The 22,534-nt window shown below is 51.3% G+C and carries 19 protein-coding genes; all 19 read right to left on the minus strand.

The features are described 5' to 3' along the window. Positions 1-176 precede the first annotated feature (176 nt). On the minus strand, positions 177-1,094 hold the full coding sequence (locus tag FG166_RS06420; protein WP_003683911.1) for a dihydroorotate dehydrogenase: 918 nt from the start codon (positions 1,092-1,094) through the stop codon (positions 177-179). 12 nt (positions 1,095-1,106) lie between these two features. Further along, positions 1,107-4,286, minus strand: a complete 3,180-nt coding sequence (gene carB / locus FG166_RS06425) for a carbamoyl-phosphate synthase large subunit (RefSeq protein WP_003683910.1) — start codon at positions 4,284-4,286, stop codon at positions 1,107-1,109. Continuing rightward, entirely contained in the window at positions 4,286-5,368 is a 1,083-nt protein-coding gene (gene carA, locus FG166_RS06430) for a glutamine-hydrolyzing carbamoyl-phosphate synthase small subunit (protein ID WP_003683908.1), read from the minus strand. Before carA ends, carB begins: the two co-directional genes overlap by 1 nt. Before the next feature lies 1 nt (position 5,369). After that, entirely contained in the window at positions 5,370-6,659 is a 1,290-nt protein-coding gene (locus FG166_RS06435) for a dihydroorotase (protein ID WP_003683906.1), read from the minus strand. Then, positions 6,659-7,624: an aspartate carbamoyltransferase catalytic subunit gene (locus FG166_RS06440; RefSeq protein WP_003683905.1), complete on the minus strand. Its 966-nt coding sequence runs from the start codon at positions 7,622-7,624 to the stop codon at positions 6,659-6,661. The genes FG166_RS06435 and FG166_RS06440 overlap by 1 nt, the downstream gene beginning before the upstream one ends. A gap of 335 nt (positions 7,625-7,959) precedes the next feature. Continuing rightward, positions 7,960-8,412, minus strand: coding sequence for a D-glutamate cyclase family protein (locus FG166_RS06445; RefSeq protein WP_003683903.1), 453 nt, complete (start codon positions 8,410-8,412; stop codon positions 7,960-7,962). A gap of 120 nt (positions 8,413-8,532) precedes the next feature. Continuing rightward, positions 8,533-12,708, minus strand: coding sequence for a glycoside hydrolase family 70 protein (locus FG166_RS09700; RefSeq protein WP_178958868.1), 4,176 nt, complete (start codon positions 12,706-12,708; stop codon positions 8,533-8,535). A gap of 374 nt (positions 12,709-13,082) precedes the next feature. Then, on the minus strand, positions 13,083-14,081 hold the full coding sequence (locus tag FG166_RS06455; protein ID WP_014562466.1) for an IS30 family transposase: 999 nt from the start codon (positions 14,079-14,081) through the stop codon (positions 13,083-13,085). Between the two features lie 176 nt (positions 14,082-14,257). Next, positions 14,258-14,617 carry a 50S ribosomal protein L19 gene (gene rplS, locus FG166_RS06460; RefSeq protein ID WP_003683897.1) on the minus strand — a complete coding sequence of 120 codons (360 nt, stop codon included), beginning with the start codon at positions 14,615-14,617 and terminating at the stop codon, positions 14,258-14,260. 120 nt (positions 14,618-14,737) lie between these two features. Beyond that, positions 14,738-16,165, minus strand: coding sequence for an APC family permease (locus tag FG166_RS06465; RefSeq protein ID WP_003683895.1), 1,428 nt, complete (start codon positions 16,163-16,165; stop codon positions 14,738-14,740). A gap of 10 nt (positions 16,166-16,175) precedes the next feature. Then, on the minus strand, positions 16,176-16,934 hold the full coding sequence (trmD, locus tag FG166_RS06470) for a tRNA (guanosine(37)-N1)-methyltransferase TrmD (RefSeq protein ID WP_003683893.1): 759 nt from the start codon (positions 16,932-16,934) through the stop codon (positions 16,176-16,178). Further along, on the minus strand, positions 16,934-17,443 hold the full coding sequence (gene rimM / locus FG166_RS06475; RefSeq protein WP_004563245.1) for a ribosome maturation factor RimM: 510 nt from the start codon (positions 17,441-17,443) through the stop codon (positions 16,934-16,936). The genes trmD and rimM overlap by 1 nt, the downstream gene beginning before the upstream one ends. Before the next feature lie 124 nt (positions 17,444-17,567). Further along, a complete protein-coding gene (locus FG166_RS06480; RefSeq protein ID WP_003683889.1) occupies positions 17,568-17,828 on the minus strand; it encodes a KH domain-containing protein in 261 nt (86 codons plus the stop codon). Between the two features lie 14 nt (positions 17,829-17,842). Continuing rightward, on the minus strand, positions 17,843-18,118 hold the full coding sequence (gene rpsP / locus FG166_RS06485; protein ID WP_003683887.1) for a 30S ribosomal protein S16: 276 nt from the start codon (positions 18,116-18,118) through the stop codon (positions 17,843-17,845). Between the two features lie 129 nt (positions 18,119-18,247). After that, positions 18,248-18,952, minus strand: a complete 705-nt coding sequence (phoU, locus tag FG166_RS06490; RefSeq protein ID WP_003683886.1) for a phosphate signaling complex protein PhoU — start codon at positions 18,950-18,952, stop codon at positions 18,248-18,250. Positions 18,953-18,966: 14 nt separating this feature from the next. Further along, entirely contained in the window at positions 18,967-19,722 is a 756-nt protein-coding gene (gene pstB / locus FG166_RS06495) for a phosphate ABC transporter ATP-binding protein PstB (protein ID WP_003683884.1), read from the minus strand. 12 nt (positions 19,723-19,734) lie between these two features. After that, a complete protein-coding gene (gene pstA, locus FG166_RS06500) occupies positions 19,735-20,616 on the minus strand; it encodes a phosphate ABC transporter permease PstA (protein ID WP_003683883.1) in 882 nt (293 codons plus the stop codon). 1 nt (position 20,617) lies between these two features. Next, positions 20,618-21,517: a phosphate ABC transporter permease subunit PstC gene (pstC, locus tag FG166_RS06505; protein ID WP_003683880.1), complete on the minus strand. Its 900-nt coding sequence runs from the start codon at positions 21,515-21,517 to the stop codon at positions 20,618-20,620. Then, a complete protein-coding gene (locus FG166_RS06510; protein ID WP_003683878.1) occupies positions 21,517-22,392 on the minus strand; it encodes a phosphate ABC transporter substrate-binding protein in 876 nt (291 codons plus the stop codon). The genes pstC and FG166_RS06510 overlap by 1 nt, the downstream gene beginning before the upstream one ends. Positions 22,393-22,534: the final 142 nt, after the last annotated feature.

Below are 22,534 nucleotides of genomic sequence, written 5' to 3' on the forward strand. Positions count from 1 at the left end.
CGTTCTTCGCCCGTACTTAGATACTAGGCCCATGGTTGGGGAGCACGTTATCTGTGAGTGCGACCCAACCTACCCAGCGGACCGGAGTTGCAACCATGTTACCTAACCATGTTACCTTTAGAATAAAAAGAAATGGGCTGGGAGAGCACGTGCTCTCCCAGCCCATTTGTGTACTGTTAAATTCTCTTTAACTCCGCCAAGGTCTTAATCCCCAGCTCGTCCATTAAGGCCGGAAGTTGAGCGGCAATGTGGGGGCAAGCGGCGATGTCTTTGAAGTGGGCGGCCCCAACGGCGACGGCACTGGCCCCGGCCATCATAAACTCAAGCACGTCGGCGGCGGTTTCGATCCCGCCCATCCCGATGATTGGCAACTTGGTAGCGCGGGCCACTTGGTAGACCATCCGGACCGCTAGCGGCTTAACCTCCGTCCCGGAGTAGCCACCCATTCCGTTACCCAAGACCGGCTGGCCGGTGCGGATGTCGATGTGTAAGCCCAAGACGGTGTTAATCAAGGACAGGCCATCGGCGCCCCCCGCTTCGGCCCCCCTGGCGACCTCGGTAATATCGGTCACGTTGGGGGTCAGCTTAACGTACAGCGGGACGTCGCCGACCACCCGTTTAACCTGGTTGGTCAACGATTCCAAGACCTTGGCGTCGGTGCCAAAGGCCATCCCCCCGTGGGCGACGTTGGGGCAAGACACGTTAAGTTCCAGGGCGCTAACTAACCCCGACTTGGCTAACTTTTCGGCCACTAACACGTAGTCGGTTTCGGTACTGCCGCCGATTGAGCCGACCACCGGCAGGTCCGGGTACTGCTTAGCTAAGTTGGGTAGCTTTTCTTTGATCACGGCGTCAACGCCGGGGTTGGTCAAGCCAACGGCGTTCATTACCCCGTCGTTCAGCTTGGCAATCTGGGGTTGCGGGTTCCCCGTCCGCGCCTCGGGGGTGGTAGTTTTAATTACCAAAGCACCCAGGTCGTTAAAGTTAACCTGGTCGGCACCCCAGGCGTCCCCAAAGCCAAAGGTTCCGGAAGCGGGCATCAACGGGTTGGTCATGTTCAGGCCGGGTAAGGATACGGCAAGTCGGTTGGTCATGGTTGGGTCTCCTTATAGTTCAGTGGTTTTAAAGGACGTCATTTCAAGCGAGCGCAACAGGGCGTTCACGGTGTCTAGGGCGGTTAAGAGCGGCACGTGGTGTTCAATCGCCGTTTGGCGGATGATGAAGCCATCGGAGTTCTTTTCGTCGTCGTGGCCCATCGTGTTGATCACCAGGTCGACGTGCTTGTCTTTAATCACGTCTAAAATAGCGGGTTGCCCCTGTTCGTGGAGCTTAGCGACCACAGTTGGGTGCAAGCCGTTCTCTTCTAAGAAAGCGGCCGTCCCGCTGGTGGCCAGGATCCGGTAGCCAATTGCCAAGAAGCGCTTGGCCAGCGGCAGGATTTGGGCCTTATCGTTGTCTTCGATCGTTAACAGCACGGCGCCGTTATCTGGCACCTCCATGCCGGCCCCGGCAAAGGCCTTGTAGAGTGCCTTTTCGTAGGTGGTGTCCGAACCCATTACCTCCCCGGTCGACTTCATTTCCGGGCCGAGGTAGGAGTCAACGTCCCCCAGCTTCGAGAAGGAAAAGACCGGCGCCTTAACGTGAATCATCTGGCTTTCCGGCGCCAAGCCGCTTCGGTAGCCTTGTTCAGCCAGGCTGTGGCCAAGGATCACCTTGGTGGCTAGCTGGGCCATTTCGATTCCGGTCACCTTGGACAAGAACGGCACCGTCCGGCTGGCCCGTGGGTTAACCTCCAAGACGTAGGCCTGGCCGTCGTGGATGATGAATTGGATGTTCATGATCCCCACGCACTTGAGGGCGACGGCCAGCTTCTTGGTCGCCTCTTCGATTTGAACCTTTACCGCGCCCGAAAGTGATTGCGGCGGGTAAACGGCCATCGAATCCCCGGAGTGAACCCCGGCGTGTTCGATGTGTTCCATGATCCCTGGTAAGAGGACCCGTTCCCCGTCACAAATAGCGTCAACTTCACACTCCGCCCCTTCCAAGTAGGCGTCCACCAGGATTGGGTGGCTACCGGTGACGTCGGCGTTTTGGTTTAAGTAGTCCTCCAGTTCGGCTTGGCCGTAAACGATCTCCATCGCCTTACCCCCCAGGACGTAACTAGGCCGCACCAGGACCGGGTAGCCGATCTCCTTAGCGGCGTCTAGCACCCCCTGGCGGGTGGTAGCGGTCATCCCGATTGGTTGGCGCAAGTTCAGGTCCTTGATCACCTGGTCAAAGAGCTCGCGGTCCTCGGCGGCGTCCAGGTCGGCCACGGTCGTCCCCAAGATCTTGACCCCGTTTGCCTCCAACCCGGCCGCTAAGTTGATGGCGGTTTGGCCACCGAACTGAACGATGGCGCCAACTGGTTGCTCTAAGTCGGTAACGTTTAAGACGTTTTCTAGGGTCAGCGGTTCAAAGTAGAGCTTATCGGAGACCGAAAAGTCAGTCGAGACCGTTTCGGGGTTGGAATTGATGACGATCGCTTCGTAACCCAACTTTTGCAGGGCCCGGACGCAGTGGACGGTCGCGTAGTCAAACTCGACCCCCTGCCCAATCCGGATTGGACCCGAACCGATCACCAAGACGGACGGCTTAGCGCTGCGGCGGCTTTCGTTTTCCGTTTCGTAGGTCGAGTAAAAGTAGGGCGTTGCCGAGTCGAATTCGGCCGCGCAGGTGTCGACCATTTTGTAGACCGGCACGATCCCGTTAGCCTTGCGGAAGGCACGGATGGCTGCCGGGTTTTGGCCGAGTAGGGTCGCCAAGGTCGTGTCGGCAAAGCCGTCGCGCTTGGCTTCGTAAATTACCTCCTTGTCCAAACCAGCGGCCTTGATCCGCCCCTCTTCTTCAACCAACCCGGCCACGATGTCTAAGAAGTAGTGGTTAATCCGGGTCAGTTCGTGGAGGTCAGCCAGGGAATAACCGCGCCGAAAGGCCTCGGCGATGTAAAAGAGGCGGTCATCTTGGGCGTGGACAAGTTTGTCTTCTAGTTGGCGATCACTAGCGGCGGCGGCTTCTTTTGACAAGAGGTCCTTTTGGTCGATTTCTAAGGACGCGACCGCCTTTAAGAGCGCTTCTTCGGCGGTCCGGCCAATCGCCATCACTTCCCCGGTCGCCTTCATCTGGCTACCTAGGCGCCGGTCGGCCTTGGTAAACTTGTCAAAGGGCCAGCGGGGGATCTTAACGACCACGTAATCAAGGGCTGGTTCAAACTCGGCGTAGGTCGTCTTGGTGACCGGGTTCTTGATTTCGTCGAGGGTTAAGCCCACCGCAATCTTGGCGGCTAGCTTGGCGATCGGGTAGCCGGTGGCCTTAGAAGCCAGGGCCGAGGAACGGCTGACCCGCGGGTTGACTTCAATCACGTTGTAATCGTAAGAGTTGGGATCGAGGGCCAGTTGGACGTTACAGCCCCCCTCGATCTTTAAGGCTGAAATCAGTTTTAACGCGCAGTCCCGTAAGCGTTGGTACTCGCGGTCGGCCAGGGTTTGGCTGGGCGCAAAGACGATCGAGTCGCCGGTGTGGATGCCGACCGGATCGAAGTTTTCCATGCAACAAACGACCATCGTGTTATCGGCGGCGTCGCGCATGACCTCAAACTCGATTTCCTTGTAGCCGGCGATCGACTTTTCGATCAAGCACTGGGTGGCCGGCGATAGTTCAAGGCCATTCTTGGCGATTTCGGTAAGTTCGGCCTCGTTGTTGGCTAACCCACCCCCGGTCCCGCCCATCGTAAAGGCGGGGCGGACGATCACCGGGTAGCCAACGGTTTTAGCAAAGGCCAGGGCCTGTTCAACCGTGCTGACGGTCAAGGAGGCCGGGACCGGCTCACCCAGTTCTTGCATCAATTCCTTGAACTTTTCGCGGTCCTCGGCCTGGTCAATCGAGGCCAGTTTGGTCCCCAGTAGTTCAATTCCCAGTTCGTCTAGGATCCCGGTCTTTGAAAGGGCGACGGCTAGGTTCAACCCAATTTGCCCCCCTAAAGTGGGTAAGAGGGCGTCGGGGGCCTCCTGGCGCAAAATCCGGGTCAAGGCCGCCACCGTCAGCGGTTCGATGTAGACGTGGTCGGCAATCTCCTTGTCGGTCATGATCGTGGCCGGGTTGGAGTTGACCAAAACGGTTTCGTAACCCTCCTCCTTTAGGGCTAGGCAGGCCTGGGTACCGGAATAGTCAAATTCAGCGGCTTGGCCGATGATGATCGGGCCCGAGCCAATCACCATGATCTTGTGAATATCAGTGCGCTTCGGCATTAGTTTCGTCCTTTCTTGCGTTGGTCGACCAGGTTAATGAAGTCATCAAAGAGCTGCTCCGCATCGTGCGGTCCCGGGGCCGCATCCGGGTGGAATTGGACCGAAAAGGCCGGGTAGTGCTTGTGGCGAAGCCCCTCGACGGTGCCGTCGTTAATTTCGACGTGGGTGATCAGTAACCGGTCGGGGTCGATGGAGGTGGCGTCGACGGCGTACCCGTGGTTTTGCGAGGTGAAGTTAACCTCGCCGGTCGCCACGTTTTTGACCGGGTGGTTGAAACCGCGGTGGCCAAACTTCATCTTGACCGTCTTGGCGCCGTTAGCTAGGGCCAAGATCTGGTGACCCATGCAAATACCAAAGACGGGCAGGTGTTGTTCAACTTCTTTAACCATTTCCGCGGCCGCCGTCATTTCCAGTGGGTCGCCGGGGCCGTTGGACAAGAGGACCCCGTCGGCGTGCAAATTTAGGACCTGGGTGGCCGTCGCGGTGTGGGGTAAGACGATCACGTTACAGTCGCGCTTAGCCAGTTCCCGTAAGATGGAGTGCTTGATCCCAAAGTCGACCACCACGATGTTGCGCTTGGTGCCCGGGTTGGGATAGGGGCTCTTGGTGGAAACGAGCGGGATGATGTTTTTCATCGGGGTGGCTTGCTTTAATGCGGCCACTACTTGGTCCAGGTCGGTTAAGTCATCGACCAGCCGCCCCCGCAGGGTTCCGTGTTGGCGCAGCTTTTTAACCAGGGCCCGGGTGTCGATCCCCTCCAGCCCCGGAATCCCCCGCTGGGTCAAGAAGTTGGCCAAGTCGTCTTGCATCCGCCAGTTAGTGGCGACGCGGGCCAGTTTGCGGCAAACAACCCCTTTGATCTCGGGAAGCAGGGATTCGTCATCATCGAGGTTGACGCCGTAATTCCCGATCAGGGGGTTGGTGAAGACCAGAATCTGGTTGGCAAAGGACTGGTCGGTGATCGCCTCTTGGTAGCCGGTCATGCCGGTGGTAAAGACCACTTCACCGGTCTTGGCTTGGTCGGCCCCAAAGGCGGTGCCACGGTAAGTTGTGCCGTCTTCTAAGACGAGGTAGCGTTGCACGTTAGTTCTCCTTTCGTTGGTAAACCACTTGGCCGTCAACCATCGTCATCACGGTTTGCCCGTAGACGGTCATCCCGGTAAAGGGTGAATTGATTCCCTTGGACAGGTAGTCACGCTGGTCGATAACGTAGGGGTGGTTGAGGTCAAAGACGGCGATGTCGGCGGGCTTACCGACCTCTAAGTGACCGGCTTCGGTCAGGTTAAAGGCTTCGGCGGGGTTGGTGGCCATCAGGTCCAAGAGCCGCTCTAGCTTCAAGAGCCCGGTCTTGACTAACTTGGTGTACAACAGGGCGAAGGCCGTTTCACTGCCGGTGATCCCGTTGGCCGCGCAGCAAAAGTCACGACCCTTATCTTCTTCGGTGTGCGGGGCGTGGTCGGTAGCGATCATGTCAACCGTGCCATCGTTTAAAGCCGCCACCAGGGCGCGCCGGTCTGCTTCGTGGCGTAGTGGTGGGTTCATCTTGTAGTTGCTATCGTGACCGTCAATGCACTGGTCGGACAAGAGCAGGTGGTGTGGGGTCGCCTCGCAAGTCACCCGGACGCAGTTTTGCTTGGCGAAGTGGATCATCGCCAGGCTGTCCTTGGTGGAGACGTGACAGACGTGGTAGTGGACCCCAGTGGCCTTGGCCAGGGCGAGGTCGCGAGCGACTTGGGCGGATTCGACTACTTCCGGGGCGCCGGGTAGTCCCAGGTAGCGGGACCGGTCCCCTTCCGTCATCACGCCGCCAAAGAGCAGCGATTCGTCCTCCACGTGGGCGGCTAACGGTAGGCCCACCGCCTTAGCGGCCTGCATGGCCCGGTACATCGTCCCCGCCGCTTGGACCCCGTTACCGTCGTTGGAAACGGCGAAGGCCCCGGCCTGCTTGACGCCGGCCATGTCAACCACCTCATCGCTAGTCCGGTCGGTCGTGATCGCCGAGTACTGGGCGATGTGAACCAGGCCGTCCTGCTTATTTTTAGCGACTATCTGGGCCACCTTGGCCGGGGTGTCCGGTACCGGGTCGACGTTTGGCATCGCCCCAACCGTGGTGAAGCCGCCGTGAGCCGCGGCGGCCGATCCGGTCTTGATCGTTTCCTTTTCAGTTTGGCCCGGCTCGCGGTAGTGGACGTGCACGTCGACTAAACCGGGGCTGACCAGGAGGTTGCCGGCGTCGAGTTCGTCGTAATCATCGTCTAGGTACTCGTGGAGGTCCTTGCCAATTGCCCGGATGATCCCGTCTTCCACCAGGACGTCTTCTTTAACCAGGCGGCCATCGTTGTAGACGGTCCCGTTTTTAATTAGGGTTTTCATTATTCCAAGCCCCCCAGTTTGCGACCGCGCAGTACGGCTTCTAACATCGCCATCCGCATGAAGACCCCGTTTTTCATTTGGGCGACGAAGGCCGACTTTGGGGCTTCGACTAAGGAGTCGGCTAGTTCAACGCCCCGGTTAATCGGGCCCGGGTGCATGATGATCGTGTCCGGCTTGAGCAGGGCGTAGCGTTCCTCGTTGATCCCGTATTGCTTGTGGTAGTCCGCCGCCGAGAAGTCCCCTTCGTAAGCATCGCCGGCGTGGCGTTCGTGTTGGACCCGTAAGAGCATCATGACGTCGACTTCTTCGACCAGTTCGTCGATCGGTAAGAACTTGCCGTACTTGTCAAAGGCGTGGTCGTACCAATATTCCGGGCCGGAGAAGTACACTTCGGCGCCGAGCTTGTTTAAGATTTCCATGTTGGAGCGGGCCACCCGGGAGTTGGTGATGTCGCCGACGATCGCCACCTTGAGGCCCTTAAAGTGGCCAAAGTGTTCGTGGATGGTCATGATGTCTAGCATGCATTGGGATGGGTGTTGACCAGAGCCGTCACCACCGTTCACGATCCCCAGGCCTAGGTAGTGGCCCGCCCCCGGGTTGATCAGTGGCAGGTAGTAGTCGTTTTCGGGCGCCCGGATCACCGTTAGGTCAACGCCTAAGGCATCCAGGGTTAAGCAGGTGTCATAAAGGGTTTCGCCCTTTTTAATCGAGGAGTGGGACGCGTCGAAGGGGATTTCGGTTAAGCCCAGCTTCTTTTCGGCCATCGCAAAGGAGGTGTGGGTGCGCGTCGAGTTTTCAAAGAACATGTTGGTCACGTAAACCGGCTGGCTAAGTTTCGGTGTCGGCGCGCCGTTCTTGAATTCTTCGGCCCGGGCAATCAGGGCGTTGACTTGGTCAGTCGTTAAATCCTCCACGGAAACAAAGTGTGGTAAAGAAACCAGTTGTTCAACGAGTTGGGTGGTCATGAGACATTCTCCTTTTCTGTACCCCAAAGAAAAAACCTCCCCGGGGCAACTTGGCGCTGCTCCAGGGAGGTTAATCGTTACCACTACCGTCTTTAATCCGGAAAGCGTAACCATTTTGCCCTCGCTGGAGCAATTTGATGGTTTATTCTCTGCTGTCCCAAAAGAAAACCCTCCACTCGCATTCCGCAAGTGAAGGGTTCAACGGTGGCCCAAACTGGGCAATTTCTCCGTTACCTTTCTAGCCTCACGGGACTAGCTTAAAGGACATCTGATTGCTAATAATGTACCCCTTCTATAGGGGGTTGTCAAGGCTTGGTCATCAAAGTTTTGATTGATCACCCGTTAACCTTCAGGTCGGCGTTTAACACGTCGGTGATCAACATGTGGCCCGGGGCGTGGGTAATCACCAGCGGCAGCTTACTTTGCATGATCGCGTTTTGCGGGGTCACCCCACAGGGCCAAAAGACCGGCAGCTCCCCGTCTTTGATTGTGACCGGATCACCGTAATCGGGCTGGAACAGGTCTTTGATCCCTAACGAAGCGGGGTCGCCAACGTGGATCGGTGCCCCGTGGACCCTAGGCATCGCCGCCGTCACCTCCACCGCCTTAGCTACCTGGCTAGCCGGGATTGGTCGCATCGACACCACCATGTTACCGTGCAGGGCGCCGGCACCTTGCAGGGGTAAGTTGGTGTTATACATCGGCACGTTGACCTCCTCGGTGATGTGGCGCACCTCGATGCCGGCTGCCAGCAATTCGGCCTCAAACGAAAAGCTACCACCGATCAAAAACTAAAAAACGACTGATACTCATCAACGTTAGTATCAGTCGTTTCCTATTTATCTAGAAATCATAAATATGCAATTCTTATCTTAAATCTGACAAAATCTACTATATTCTTTCTAAATCTAATCGTCTTCAATATTAGCATAATAATCAGCGGAAGACATCGTTTCTGGCAAAGCGGTGTTAAATGCTTTATTATTACTATCATTTAAGTAGGCATAATCGCCATTAGCTAATTTAACAGCTAAGCCTATTCCAATGTTTTGTAGAGAAGTACCATTTTGATATTTAGCACTCCATTCAGTAATATGAACTGATGGATCTGGAGCTACTCCTGTTGAAACGGCCTTTGTAGTAAACAACTCAGGATATTTTTTTTGAAGTTCATCCAAGTATTTACCACCATAGTTCTTTTGTCCTTCACCACCACCACGAGTGTAGGCAAAGTAAATTTGATTAGCAAATGTCTTACCATCTACAGTTAATTGTTTAGTATGTGCGTCGGTGCGAGTAACTGTTACAGCTTCCTGACCAGAAAAACCTATCATTTGGTTCATTACTAAGTCTTCTTGTACCTTTAATCCAGCATCATGCAAAGCTGCTATTGCATTTGAAAGTTCTTCACCACTACCATACTTAGTTGGATTTGCTTCAGTTCCCAAGTTATAACGATCAGTCATTGAGTAGCCTTCATTATACCGACTCCTATTAAATGGCGTGTATGCAGGTGCCATCCAGAAATCAGTAATTCCTAATTCATTAAATAGTGAGGCATTATCTGCAATAATATTATATGCATGTTCTGCCTTTGACGTTGGCTCTGGTTGGAATAAACTAAAGTCTTCGTAAATCACGTGTGAATCTAATGCTGCATTAGAGCTGTAAGTTTTATCACTTTGATTAGTTACTTCACTTGCCTTAGTAGTAATATTAGCTCCACCATTTAGAGGCACCCAAACCCCTAAATAACCGCTGACATATGGATTACTATATCCTTTTACTGTAACATTCAAGACTCCATTGCTATCTGTATGGTAAATTGTAGTATCACTAGAGGTTAATCCAGAATCTATTGTTCCCAATAATTGTTTATAAGCTTGGTTAGCGTGAGCTTTCCCCATATTAATACTGATAGTTTGGTTAGCCATTTGAGCGTCATTTCCTACAACAACTGCAATACCCGAATTTCTACCAAGTATATCTGTCATTGAGACATTACCATCAATTATTCCTTTACCATATCTAACACTAGTAAGTAAATGGTCGTTGATCTTAATCATAGATTGACCACCACTTACATACGACTTACGAGCTTTCATCAAAGTGGTGATTGCATCATAGTACACCGACTTATTTTGCATATATTGATCGGTTTCATCATATAAATCACCATAGTAAACCTGAGGAACGGTATCCTTGTTAGTCAAGAGTAAAGCATATTGGGCAGGCAAGTTATATTGAGTATACTTTTTATCTGTCCTTGCTTGGTCAGCATAGAATTCTTTCCATGCTTGGTTTACATATTCAGCCTTATAACCGTCACTCATAATATCGGCAACCCCAGGATGATCATCAATTACAATTTGATTAATTAAATTCTTACGTTGATCATGGTTAGTAACAAATGACCAGTTTGGTGTAGCAACATTTTCACTAACATCATTTTGACGGTTAACAATACTATTTGTAATTAAATTATTAATATCGTCACGATCACTAGCACGTCCTAAGACATTTTCAAGAGTATAGAAATAACCTGAATCCATATACAATTCAGGATTGCTCTTTCGATCTAACATATTAGCTGCTCCTGAATGATATCCTTCATTGTAGATCAAATGATCGTTTGCATTAGCCTGATTACCCTTAGTATTGTATATACTATTAATCAATTGAGCTGCTTGGTCTAAAACATCCGCATCGATATTATCAGCAGCATCAATTCTAAAACCATCAAAATTACCATTTGGATTATAATTCATGAATTTACCATAATTCAAAAGGAAATATTCCCAATTAAGATTTTCAGCTTGAACAACTGGGTTAGAATTGTCAATATCATTACCAACCAACAATTCTGGACTGTCATCGCTATTATTATCCCCATTTTGATTATTAATTGTTCGATTCATTAATCTGTAATTACTATCAGCATAACTTGTATTTCCGATTTTTTGATTCTTAGAATCATTATTAACAAAAATTACTTGATCATCATCAACGCTTCCACTGTAATCCGGTTGATATCCATAACGATTAACTACCGACAATTCTGAAGCCTTTGATAATTCTGGAATTGTAGTTATAAAATTATTTATATCATTAGCAAGCTGACTTGTGCTCTTAGCTGCTACAATATGTTGTTCAATTACATAACGTAAGTTTTGAGCAACTTCATTCAATTTAATAGAAGCAGTGTTTTCAGACAAATCTTTAACTGAACCAGCTGTTAAACCATAATTACTATTTTCATAACCATGATTTACAAAGTACTGAATAAATTTAACTTGAACATCTTTGCTAGGCCAAACGTACATTAGAATTGGACGCCAATCAGCTACTGTGGTTGGATACCAAGTCTTACCATCCTGGCTTGTACCATATGGACGATACCAACCAGTATAACTAATATACCCATCAATATTATTAATAGAGTTCGAATCCATACTATACGCCATATTTTCCCATGGACCTGCTTCAACTGTCTTAATTAAGGAATTGTCAGCAAGGCTATAAATATTCAGCTTACCGTTTTCAATCTTTCCATAACGATTTCCAAGTAAATACCCATAATTACTGAATTTGTATACTTTACCATCAATCGTCTGTTGCCCTGTTACAGCCGCACTATCATTGCCAAAATAGTACGTATTTCCATGAATAGTTCTAAATTGGTTTGAAATTTCTTTTCCTTGATCATCAAAATAATAAAGACGATTATTAATTGTGACTAGCTTAGAGATGGCTTGTGCACCATCTTCATCATAATAATTACCGTCTACCCACTTATTAGTAACTTTTAAGTAGGTTACTGGATCAAAGTAGTACCATTGATTATTCTTATCCCATTTGTATAGTCCCGTGGCAATCCGACCATCTTTACCAAACATGTACCAGTCGCCCCATTGCGATTGAACATAATTATCATCTACACGTAAATGTGTCTGCGGATCAAAGTAATAGTAGGTACCGGCCCACTTAGCAACTCGACTGGCTGCAGTACCATCTGCAGTAAAGAGATACCAGTGACCGTCATTAGCCTGAATATAATTATTCGTTACAGCCAAGTACGTTGTCGGATCAAAGTAATACCATTGATTATTTTTATCCCACTTATACAAACCGGTAGCAATCCGACCATCTTTACCAAACATGTACTTTAAGCCCCATTGTGAGGTAACATAATCATCATCCACTCGAAGATAAGTAGTAGGGTCGAAATAGTAATAAGTTCCTGCCCATTGTTGAACACCACTCAAGATTCGACCATCGTTACCAAATAAGTACCAATCACCCCATTGTGATTGACGGTAGTCATTATCTACACGGAGGTAGGTCGTTGGATCAAAGTAGTAATAAGTACCAGCCCACTGTTGAACACCAGATTGAGCAATACCGTCCTTTACAAAATACCAATTCGTATTTCCTTGAACATTTGTATCTGGAATTGTAGGTAATTGAACATATTGTGTTCCCTTCAAATCTTGATCAGTTTTACCATTGTATACCCACTGGTTATTAGCATTTTTTTGCCAATCAGTTGTTTGCTGGCCTTTATTCTGATCGTTGTTACCTGTAGATCCATTATCATTGCCAGCGCTTTCTTTTTGATCTTGTCCATTTTGAGACTGATTCGTTTTACCAGAATTATTTGGCTGAGGGACAGTATTTCTTACATCCCCAGTATTACTAGTTTTTCCTTGATCAGAAGCTGGCTGACTAGTATTAGTTATACCCTTCTCTTGATTTACTTGGGCTTGAGGAGTTGAACCACCAGTAGTTAATGTATCCGCTTGATACTGATTCGTTTTACCAGAATTATTTGGCTGAGGGACAGTATTTCTTACATCCCCAGTATTACTAGTTTTTCCTTGATCAGAAGCTGGCTGACTAGTATTAGTTATACCCTTCTCTTGATTTACTTGGGCTTGAGGAGTTGAACCACCAGTAGTTAATGTATCCGCATTAACAGTAGTATTGCCAGCTACTAAACCTAATGTTGCGGTAAATGTTACTACTGCCGCAATACACCATTGCTTGCCACTTTTGTAAAGTTTAAAGTGTTTCTTAAATTCCATAACTATTCCTCTTAAATTTAATTATTACGTTATAAATATAACGCAAAAATAGACCGTTTTCAATTGAAAATCTAATCGCTTTTGAACTTCTTCTACTGTTTCTAGAGGTGCACCACTAGAGGTTGCCACAGTTCTTGACCATCAACGTTGCTCTTTTTCCCCCAGAGTGCCTTAACTTGTTTAGATAGTTCTTTCATTACTCAATCCCCAATTGTTTTAAAATCGCTTTCACATAACTTTTGTATTATAGCAAAATTTTTATCAAATTTCATTCCGCCTTTTCTTTACTACCACCTCCCTTAATGACTATTCTCCCACACCACTTTGACATATCATGTCGCTAGCCAAAAAAAGCCCAAATTTCCGACGAATTGTCAAATCAAGCGCAACTTTGTCCCGAAGAAAACTTCAAATGGACTCTTCCAGCCTAAGACCTTACGTGGTCGGTGATTTAAATCCCTGACAAACTTGTCGATATCTTGATCAGTTAGTTGGTCTAGGTCGGTTCCTTTGGGGAAATACTCACGGATAAGCCCGTTGGTATTCTCATTGGTTCCCCGTTGTTGGGGCGCATGGGGATCGGGAAAATAGACTGGAATGCTTAGTTCTTGGCTAACTTCACGGTATCCTGCGAATTCAGTTCCACGGTCCGGCGTAAGCGTCCGAACGCGTTTAGGCGTTACGGTATGCAGGAGGTCAATCATCGCTTGTGTGACGTTCTTGGCGTTTACTTTGAGAACGCGCTGAGATAATAAATACCGAGATTTACGGTCCACTAAGGTTACCAGGGCTGAACGCCCGGTTTTACCGCGAATTGTATCACCTTCCCAATGACCAAACCGGCTTCGATTCTCACATGAAACCGGGCGTTCATGAACGGAAGGGACGTCGTTAAATCGTCCTCGACGTTCCTTAATGGTTCCCTTGACCTTTCGGGTTTTACCACGGTGACGGAGCTTACGGGCAAAGCCACGAGCCCCGTGACTCTTACGTTTGATGCCTAAATTATCGCGTTCAATCCCACGATAAATGGTGTTATAACTGATACGCCATTCGCTGTTTTCGTGGGCTAAACGACCTGAAATCTGTTCCGGGGACCACTGACGTTGAACAATACAGTGAAGGATAAAATCCCGTAACTTCAAGTTAGTTAGAAGCCTAGGACGTCGGCTTTTTAGTCGACGTCCCTGATAGTTCTCTTGGGCCTTGACGGCTGAGTAAGCCTTACGACCGCCATTGCGTTTGATCTCGCGCGATACGGTGGCTTTAGAACACCCAACCCTCTGCGCAATAACTTGATAGGTGTCCTTCAAAGTGACGCCTAATAGTATGCATTCTCGGTCTTTTAAGGTAAGATGGTTGTACGAACTCATAGCCTAAGATCTCCTTTAGATGTTTGTTGTGGTGACTTCATTTTACAGGACTCAGGCTATGAGTTCTTTTTTATTTTCTTCTTACTTGTTGCACTTCAATTGTAAATTCGTCCCATAAAAAAAAGAGACTGGAACAAATTCCAGTCTCTTTAGTAGGCATTGACCTAGTCAAGAGTTTACTTGTCGCGACGACGTTCAGCAATGCGGGCACTCTTACCAGTCCGTTCACGGAGGTAGTAGAGCTTAGCACGGCGTACACGACCGTAGCGTACAACTTCGATCTTTTCCACCCGTGGTGAGTGAAGTGGGAAGGTCCGTTCAACACCAATCCCGTTACTGATCTTACGTACCGTGTAGGTAGCGGAGATACCAGCACCGTGGCGCTTGATAACAACCCCTTCGAAGATCTGAACACGTTCGCGGGTCCCTTCAACGATGAGGGCGTGTACCCGAACGGTGTCACCGGCGCGGAAGGCCGGAATGTCACTGCGTAACTGACCAGCAGTTACCTTTTCGATCAATTGATTTTGACGCATAATATTTCTTTCCTTTCGCCGACATTCATTAATTCCCTTGGAACCAGCGGAATACCGTTTATGCGGCTTACATAGCCAACAACTAATGTACCATTTCTCCCGCTAAATTGCAAACGGAATTTAGCCCTTCTTAGCCAAGGTGGAGTGGCGAATCCCATACAAGAAGTAGACTAGCAGGCCGATGGCAAACCAACCGACCATCATCCACTTGGCATCGACGTTTAAGTTCCAAAAGATGACGGCCGAAAAGATCACCGATACCGCCGGCAAGATCGGGTAACCCGGCATCTTGAACTGGGCTTCGGGTAGGTCCTTCCCTTCGCGGCGCCGCAGGGCGTAAATCCCCAGCGAAACGAAGATGAAGGCCACCAAGGTTCCGGCCGACACTAAGGTTGCTAAGAAGGTGAAGGGAAAAATCGACCCCAAAATCATCGCCAACACGGTGATCGTCCACAGGGCTCGGTTTGGCACCCGCTTGGCGTCGACGTGACCCAAGAAAGACGGCAGAAGCCCGTCACGGCCAAAGGCGTAAATTAGCCGTGAGGAGGCCAGTAAAATGGCAATCAAGGCCGAGAAGATCCCGATCAAGGCGACAACGGATAAGAGGTTGGCGGTCAGGTAGTGGCCAGACTCGCGCAAAGCCCAAGCAGCTGGTTCGGCATTGTTGGCGTAGCGCGAGTACTTAAACATCCCCACCAAGACCAGCGAAACGACGATGAAAAAGCCAGTCCCCAAAACTAAGGTGCCGATCAAACCACGCGGCATCGTCTTTTGGGGATTCTTGGTTTCAGCGGTATTGGCCGCGATTGCATCGAAGCCAACGTAGGCAATGAAGATCTGCGAGGCCCCGGCCATAATCCCGGTCCAGCCGCCAAACGTGGTTCCCGGCCGGTGTGCGGGAATAAAGGGGTGGTAATTTTGGGTGTGAATGGCCGTCGCCCCGACCACGATGAAGAGGATGATCACCAAGAGCTTAATGGCGACGATCGTGTTTTCAATCCGGGCGACCTGGTGGACCCCGTGGGATAAAAGCCAACCAACTGCTAAGATTGCGATGGCGGCGAAAATATCGACGTACGAACCACTGGCAGGGTTAAAGCCCCCGGTCAGGGCGGTGGGCAGTTTAATCCCAAACGAAGCGAGAAAGCCCTGCATGTAAGCCGACCAGCCGGAGGCGACAAAGGCAACTGAGATAAAGTACTCGGCTAATAGGGCCCAGCCGGCAATCCAACCAAAGAATTCGCCGAACAAGACGTTCATCCAAGAAAAGGCCGAGCCGGCAAAGGGAAGTACCGAGGCGGTTTCTGCGTAGGCCAGGGCCGACAGTCCAGCCCCGATGGCCGCCACGATGAAGGCTAACGGCACAGCCGGGCCGGTGTGTTCGGCAGCCACGATCCCGGGCAAGGTGAAGATGGCGGTTCCGACCACCATCCCGGTCCCTAGGCCAATTAAGTCGATGGTGCGTAGGGTTGGCTCCAGTTGGCCGTCCTTTAATTGGTAGACGCTGGGGTCCTCTTGTTTTAAGAGACGAGCGATTAATTTTTTCACGCTGGGCCCCCTACTTCGGTGCGTCCGGATCCAAGTCGAGCTTGAGGTCTTGCAAGATGATCTGTTGTTCCCGACTCAGCTTGGCGTTTTTTAATAAATCGGGGCGCCGTTCTAGCGTTCGTTTCAATGATTCACGCATCCGCCACTCCCGAATCTTTTCGTGGTTACCGCTGGTCAAGACCTCCGGCACCTTCATCCCCCGGAAGTCAGCCGGACGGGTATACTGCGGGTATTCGAGCAGCCCGTTGGAAAACGAGTCGCCCATCGGAGAAGACATGTTCCCCAACACCCCGGGAACAAAGCGGACGGTGGCGTCCACCATCACCATGGCGGCCAATTCACCCCCGGTCAAAACGTAATCCCCCAAGGAGGCCTCGTCGGTCACCAGCTGGCGGATTCGTTCGTCATAGCCCTCATAGTGACCGCAAATAAAGGTCAGGTGTTCTTCTTGGGCCAGTTCCATGGCAAAGTCCTGGTCAAAGCGCCGCCCGGCCGGGTCCATCAGGATCACGCGGCCCTTGGGATAAGTGTCCTTGGTTTCTTGTTCAATGGCGTCCATGGCGTCAAAGATTGGCTGAGCTTGCAAAAGCATCCCGGCGCCCCCACCAAAGGGGGCATCGTCAACGTGACGGTGCTTATCGGTGGTGTACTGGCGAAAATCAGTCACCTTAATATCAACAAAGCCATCGTCTTGGGCCCGTCCCACGATCGATTGACCCAACGTAGCGTCAAACATGTCCGGGAAGAGGCTTAAAATATCAATCCGCATTATTCCAATCCCTCCAAGAGTTCCACGATCACCTTGCCACCAGCTAAGTCGACTTCTTTAACCACGTCATCGATCACCGGCAACAAGAGGTCGGTCTTTTGTTCGCGGTCGACCACCCAGACGTCGTTAGCACCCGGGGCCAGGATTTCCTTGATCTTCCCCAGCACCCGGCCGTCAACGGTTTCCGCCGTCAAGCCGATGATTTGGTGGTAGTAGTACTGCCCCTCTTCTAATTCCGCTTGGTCTTGATCCGCCACCTTTAACTCGGCGTCACGGAAGTGTTGGACTTCGTTAATGTTATTGAACTGCTTAAACTTAACCAACACCAGCCCCTTGTGCATTCGGGCGTGTTCCACCGTCAATTCGACGGGCGCTTGATCCTTTTTCACCAGGTATAAAGTGGCGCCATCGGCAAAGCGTTGATCAACGAAGTCGGTGGTTGCGACCACCTTGACTTCCCCCCGAATGCCGTGGGTATTAACGATTTTTCCAACCGTATAGAGTTCCATTCGCTCGTTCCTCTTTCTTTTATCTACCTTAATGTACAAAAAAAGGCAATTCATCACGTCCTTAAAAGAACGTGTTTCCTTGCCCGCTTTCAAAAAAACTCCCACAAAGGCTTGTGGGAGTTTTCTAATGACGGTGGTCATGAATGATCAGCCGAATTTTCTTGTCATTCACCCGCTTATCACGAGCCCCTTCGACAATGGTCCGCAAAGCTGCGGCAACGTGTCCTTGACGGCCAATCACCCGGCCAGTATCCGTAGACGCAACGGTCACCCGGAACTGATGGTAGCAAGAAGTATTTTCTTCTTCTACCTTGACCGCCTCAGGGTGTTTCACTAGCGGTGCCACTAAGGCAACCACTAGCCCCTTAAAATCAACCTCTTTCATGACCGATCACACCATTACTTCTTAGCGTACTTGGCTTCGTGGTACTTCTTCATAACACCGGCCTTTTGCAGCATGTTGCGAACAGTGTCGGAAGGTTGCGCACCCTTTTGTAACCATTCCATCACAGCGTCCTCGTCGAACTTAACTTGCTTTGGCGTGGTCAGCGGGTTGTAAGTACCAAGAGAAGTGATGAAGCGACCATCACGTGGTGAACGTGAGTCGGCAACAACGATCCGGTAGAATGGACGCTTCTTGGAACCCATCCGCTTTAAACGAATCTTGACTGACATAGTGACACCTCCTTAACCTTTTTTCTAACAGGTAATAATATACCAAGTTTTCCAAGGATTGTAAAGTAGTTTTTCTTGACAGCCTCGGAAATTTTTCTGGTTAATGGTTAGGCGCCCCTACGACATTGCCTACTTAGCTTCACCTAGCTTACGCTTAACCAGGTCCGGGTCGGTCTTGCCGGGATTTAATTCGACTAACTTCCCAGCGCCAATGTAGATGACCCACTCGGCCAGGTTAACGATGTGGTCGCCGGCCCGTTCCAGGTTCCGAATAACGGTCATGTAGGTTTCCAGGGCTGGAATCGCCGCCTGGTTTTTCATCATCGCCGCTAAGACCCGCTTTTGTTCGGTCACGTAAATCATGTCGACCTTCAAGTCCTGGTCCGCTACTTCGTAAGCCGCCTTTTCGTTGGTGTAAACGTAAGCGTCCATCACCTTTTCCAGCATCTGGCGCACAATCTCAGTCATCTTTTCAATTTCTTTTTCGATCTCACCGTTGTGGTTTTTCTTGTCGAAGTTGATGGCGGAGCGGGCGATGTGGGTGGCGTAATCCCCCAGCCGTTCGACGTCGTTAGAGGCCTTTAAAATCGAAATGATCTTCCGAAAATCGCTGGCCAACGGCTGTTGCAGGGCCATTAGCTTAAGGGCCCGCTTTTCCAGGCTGATTTCTTCGTCATTGATCTGGGCGTCCGTGGCCAACACTTCCCGGGCCAGGGCGCTATCGTGATCGGTAAAGGCCTTGGCCGCCTTATAAATCTGCTCGGAAGCGTCGATCCCCATTTCCATAAAACGGGTCCGCAGTTTCTTTAATTCTTCGTCAAAAATTACACCCATTGTTATTTCCCCCTTTAGCCAAACTTCCCGTTGAGGTAGTCATTGGTTGCTTGTTCGTGTGGATTCATAAAGATTTCCGTCGTTTGGTTAAATTCTATCAGCTTTCCTTGGTGCATAAAAGCGGTCCAGTCAGAAGCCCGTGAGGCCTGTTGCATGTTGTGAGTCACGATGATGATGGTGTAGTTTTTCTTGAGGTCCATCATCGTGGCTTCAATCTGGGTGGTTGAAATCGGGTCCAGGGCGCTGGTCGGTTCGTCCATCAAGATGATCTCGGGCCGGGTGGCCAGCGTCCGGGCGATGCACAGCCGCTGTTGCTGACCCCCGGAAAGAGAAAGGGCGCTAACTTTCAAGCGGTCCTTAACTTCTTCCCACAAGGCGGCCTGCTTTAAACTCTCTTCGACCCGCTGGTCTAGCACCTGACGATCCTTTTCACCGGTCAAACGCAAGCCGTAGATGACGTTTTCGTAAATCGACATCGGGAACGGGGTCGGCTGCTGAAAGACCATCCCGATCTCTTGGCGGACCTTGTAGACGTTAACCTTGGGTTGGTTGATGTCGACGTCATGAAAGAGAATTTGCCCGGTGACGTTGGCAATCCCATCGTTCATCCGGTTAATGCTCCGCAAGAGGGTCGACTTCCCAGACCCCGAGGCCCCGATCAAGGCCGACACCTGATTTTTCTTGAACTTCATTGAGACGTTGTGAACGGTCGGTTCGGCCCCGTAGGCCACGGAAACGTCCTTTAATTCAAGTGCAATGTTTTCTTCCATTACTGTTCCTCCTTATTGACGGAAGTGCTTAGCAACCAGGCTACCGGCGAAGCGGGCCAAGAGGTTGAATGCCAAAATGGCTAGGATTAAGACGGCGGCGGCTCCGGCCGAGACCGCCGTTGCGTCTGGAATCAGTCCCTCGGTGTTGAGCTTCCAGATGTGGACGGCTAGGGTTTCGGCCGGGCGCATCGGGTTTAGAAAACTCGTTTGACTGAACGGGTTCCAGTTGCTGTAAGAAACGTTGATCGAGCTCTGCCCGGCCGTGTAGATTAAAGCGGCGGCCTCCCCGAAGATCCGGCCGGCCGATAAAATCGCCCCGGTCATGATCCCCGGCAAGGCAGCTGGCACCACGATCCGGGTTGTCACCCGCCACTTGGCCATCCCCAGCCCCAGACCCGCTTGGCGTTGCAAGAAGGGCACCTGAGACAGGGCGGTTTCACACGAACGGGTCAACAACGGTAAGTTAATGATCGTCAAAGCGAGTGCCCCGGCCAACAGGGAGAAATCCATCTTCCATTGCAACACGAAGACCAGGTACCCAAACAAGCCAACTACCACCGATGGCAATGACGAAAGGACTTCGATTGCCAACCGCAGGGTATTGGTGAGCCGGTTTTGCGGCGCGTACTCACTCAGGTAAATGGCCGCCCCCAAGGATAACGGCACCGAAACGATCAGGGTTAAGACGACCAGGTAAAAGGAGTTAAAGAGCTGGTCGCGAATCCCCCCGCCGGCCGTAAAGGAACTGGCCGGGCTGGTCAAGAAGTGCCATGAAACGTGGGGCAACCCAATCGCCAGCAGGTAAACCACCAGGGTTAACACGATCAGGCTCACAATGGCGGCAAAGAAAAGGATCACGCCGGTCGCCAGCCGGTCACTTTTTTGTGGGTTCATGCTAGCCCTCCTTATTGCGGTTGACCAGGCGCATGGCCAGGTTAAAGAACAGTGACATCACTAACAGTACCAGGGCCAGGGACCACAGGGCGTCGTTGGCCGCGGTCCCCATGACCGTGTTCCCGATCCCGGTGGTCAAGACCGAGGTCAGGGTGGCCGCCGAGCTCATCAGGCTAGTTGGCATAATCGAGGCGTTCCCGACCACCATTTGCACCGCCAGGGCTTCCCCAAAGGCACGGGCCATCCCGAAGATCATCGCCGTCAAGACTCCCCCGGTCGCGCTCGGTAAAATGGTCCGGTAAATGGTCTGCCACCTGGTCGCCCCGAGACCCCGCGAGGCCATCCGGTAGGATTCCGGTACCGCTAGCAGGGTGTCGATCGTCATCGAGACCATCGTCGGGACGATCATCAAGAACAAGACGACCGTGGCCGCTAGCATCCCAAACCCGGTGCCGCCAAACCACTGGCGCAAGACCGGGATGATCACCGTCAAACCGACGAACCCGTATACAACTGACGGGATCCCGACCAACAGTTCAATCACCGGCTGGGTGACCTTGCGGAAGGTGGCTGGCAAAATTTCCGTTACCGCCAACGCTACCATCAGGGCTAATGGCAGGGCTACGACCCCGGCCATCATCGTCACCCCAAAGGAGGTTACAATCATTGGCAGGGCGCCGTAAAAGCCCTTCTTCGGTGACCAATCGGTGCCGGACAAGAAGTCCCACACGTTGACCCCGTACTTAAAGAATAAGGACAGCCCCTTGCTAGCTAAAAAGACCAGGATGGTCACCACCAGCAAGCCAATCACGGTGATCGACAGGGTCGTCAACACCCGCCCTAGCCGCTCCTGATTGGTTTCCTTGGAGGGACCAGTTAATCGCTTTTCCCAATCGTTCATTACTTCTCTCCTATCTTTGTGACGACCCCGTTAGCATCCCGTTGGACCTTCATATCGTGAATCGAGATGTAGCGGGCTTCTTTGACCAAGTGGGATTGAACATCGCTGGACTGCAGGTACTTGATGTAATCCAAGGTCGCCTTTTTGGCGTGTTTAGTGGTGTACATGTGCTCATAAGACCACAGTTTCCACTTGTTATCGCTGATGTTTTCACTGGTGGCGATGACGTGGTCAATCGTCAGGGCTTTGACCTGGTCATTTAAATAGGCCGAGGAAACGTAGGAAATCGCTCCGGGGACGTTAGAAACAATTTGCTTAACCGTCCCGTTGGAATCTTGTTCCTGGGCCTTCATGGTTTCCTGCCCGTCCATCACCACTTGCTCGAAGGCCAGCCGGGTCCCGGAACCGGAGGCCCGGTTGATGACGGTGATCTTTTCGTCCGGGCCACCGACCTCTTTCCAGTTAGTAATCTTACCAGCAAAAATATCGCGCAGCTGGCTCATCGATAGGTTGTCCACCCCTAATTTAGGGTTCACAATCGGGACAATCCCGGTCACGGCCACAATGTGGTCAACCAACTTGTTGGCGTCAATCCCGTTTTGCTGGGCGGCAAAAACGTCGGAGCTCCCGATGTCAACGGCGCCGGCCTGAACCTGGGATAAGCCGGTCCCCGAGCCCCCACCCTGAACGGTGATGTTAACGTCCGGGTTGGTCCTATTAAAACCAGGGATCGCCGCTTCTGCCAAGGGTTGCAGGGCCGTTGATCCCACGTCAGTCACCTTGGTGATGGTGGCGCCATTGCCCCGGGCGGAAAACCAGCCCCAACCGAGCAAGAGCACCAATATGACCCCAAGGCCCCCAATGATCTTCTTCATTATCAAAATCCTCTCGTTTGGCTTACAACCATCACCCTAGGCGGCAAATCGGCCGATTTCCCCCCGCCGGGTAAGCATGGTGCTATAATGACAATTGTAAACTTTTCTTAGTCTAACTCTGGGCGCCCTGCCTAACCGTGCC

It is taken from the genome of Limosilactobacillus fermentum (assembly GCF_013394085.1).
GTDB lineage: Bacteria > Bacillota > Bacilli > Lactobacillales > Lactobacillaceae > Limosilactobacillus > Limosilactobacillus fermentum.

Bases quoted from the DNA above. Each gene is read 5' to 3' on its own strand.
- FG166_RS06420 (WP_003683911.1), bottom strand. From the start codon at position 1,094: ATGACCAACCGACTTGCCGTATCCTTACCCGGCCTGAACATGACCAAC.
- carB (WP_003683910.1), bottom strand. From the start codon at position 4,286: ATGCCGAAGCGCACTGATATTCACAAGATCATGGTGATTGGCTCGGGC.
- FG166_RS06435 (WP_003683906.1), bottom strand. From the start codon at position 6,659: ATGAAAACCCTAATTAAAAACGGGACCGTCTACAACGATGGCCGCCTG.
- FG166_RS06440 (WP_003683905.1), bottom strand. From the start codon at position 7,624: ATGACCACCCAACTCGTTGAACAACTGGTTTCTTTACCACACTTTGTT.
- FG166_RS09700 (WP_178958868.1), bottom strand. From the start codon at position 12,708: ATGGAATTTAAGAAACACTTTAAACTTTACAAAAGTGGCAAGCAATGG.
- FG166_RS06455 (WP_014562466.1), bottom strand. From the start codon at position 14,081: ATGAGTTCGTACAACCATCTTACCTTAAAAGACCGAGAATGCATACTA.
- rplS (WP_003683897.1), bottom strand. From the start codon at position 14,617: ATGCGTCAAAATCAATTGATCGAAAAGGTAACTGCTGGTCAGTTACGC.
- trmD (WP_003683893.1), bottom strand. From the start codon at position 16,934: ATGCGGATTGATATTTTAAGCCTCTTCCCGGACATGTTTGACGCTACG.
- rimM (WP_004563245.1), bottom strand. From the start codon at position 17,443: ATGGAACTCTATACGGTTGGAAAAATCGTTAATACCCACGGCATTCGG.
- FG166_RS06480 (WP_003683889.1), bottom strand. From the start codon at position 17,828: ATGAAAGAGGTTGATTTTAAGGGGCTAGTGGTTGCCTTAGTGGCACCG.
- rpsP (WP_003683887.1), bottom strand. From the start codon at position 18,118: ATGTCAGTCAAGATTCGTTTAAAGCGGATGGGTTCCAAGAAGCGTCCA.
- phoU (WP_003683886.1), bottom strand. From the start codon at position 18,952: ATGGGTGTAATTTTTGACGAAGAATTAAAGAAACTGCGGACCCGTTTT.
- pstB (WP_003683884.1), bottom strand. From the start codon at position 19,722: ATGGAAGAAAACATTGCACTTGAATTAAAGGACGTTTCCGTGGCCTAC.
- pstA (WP_003683883.1), bottom strand. From the start codon at position 20,616: ATGAACCCACAAAAAAGTGACCGGCTGGCGACCGGCGTGATCCTTTTC.
- pstC (WP_003683880.1), bottom strand. From the start codon at position 21,517: ATGAACGATTGGGAAAAGCGATTAACTGGTCCCTCCAAGGAAACCAAT.
- FG166_RS06510 (WP_003683878.1), bottom strand. From the start codon at position 22,392: ATGAAGAAGATCATTGGGGGCCTTGGGGTCATATTGGTGCTCTTGCTC.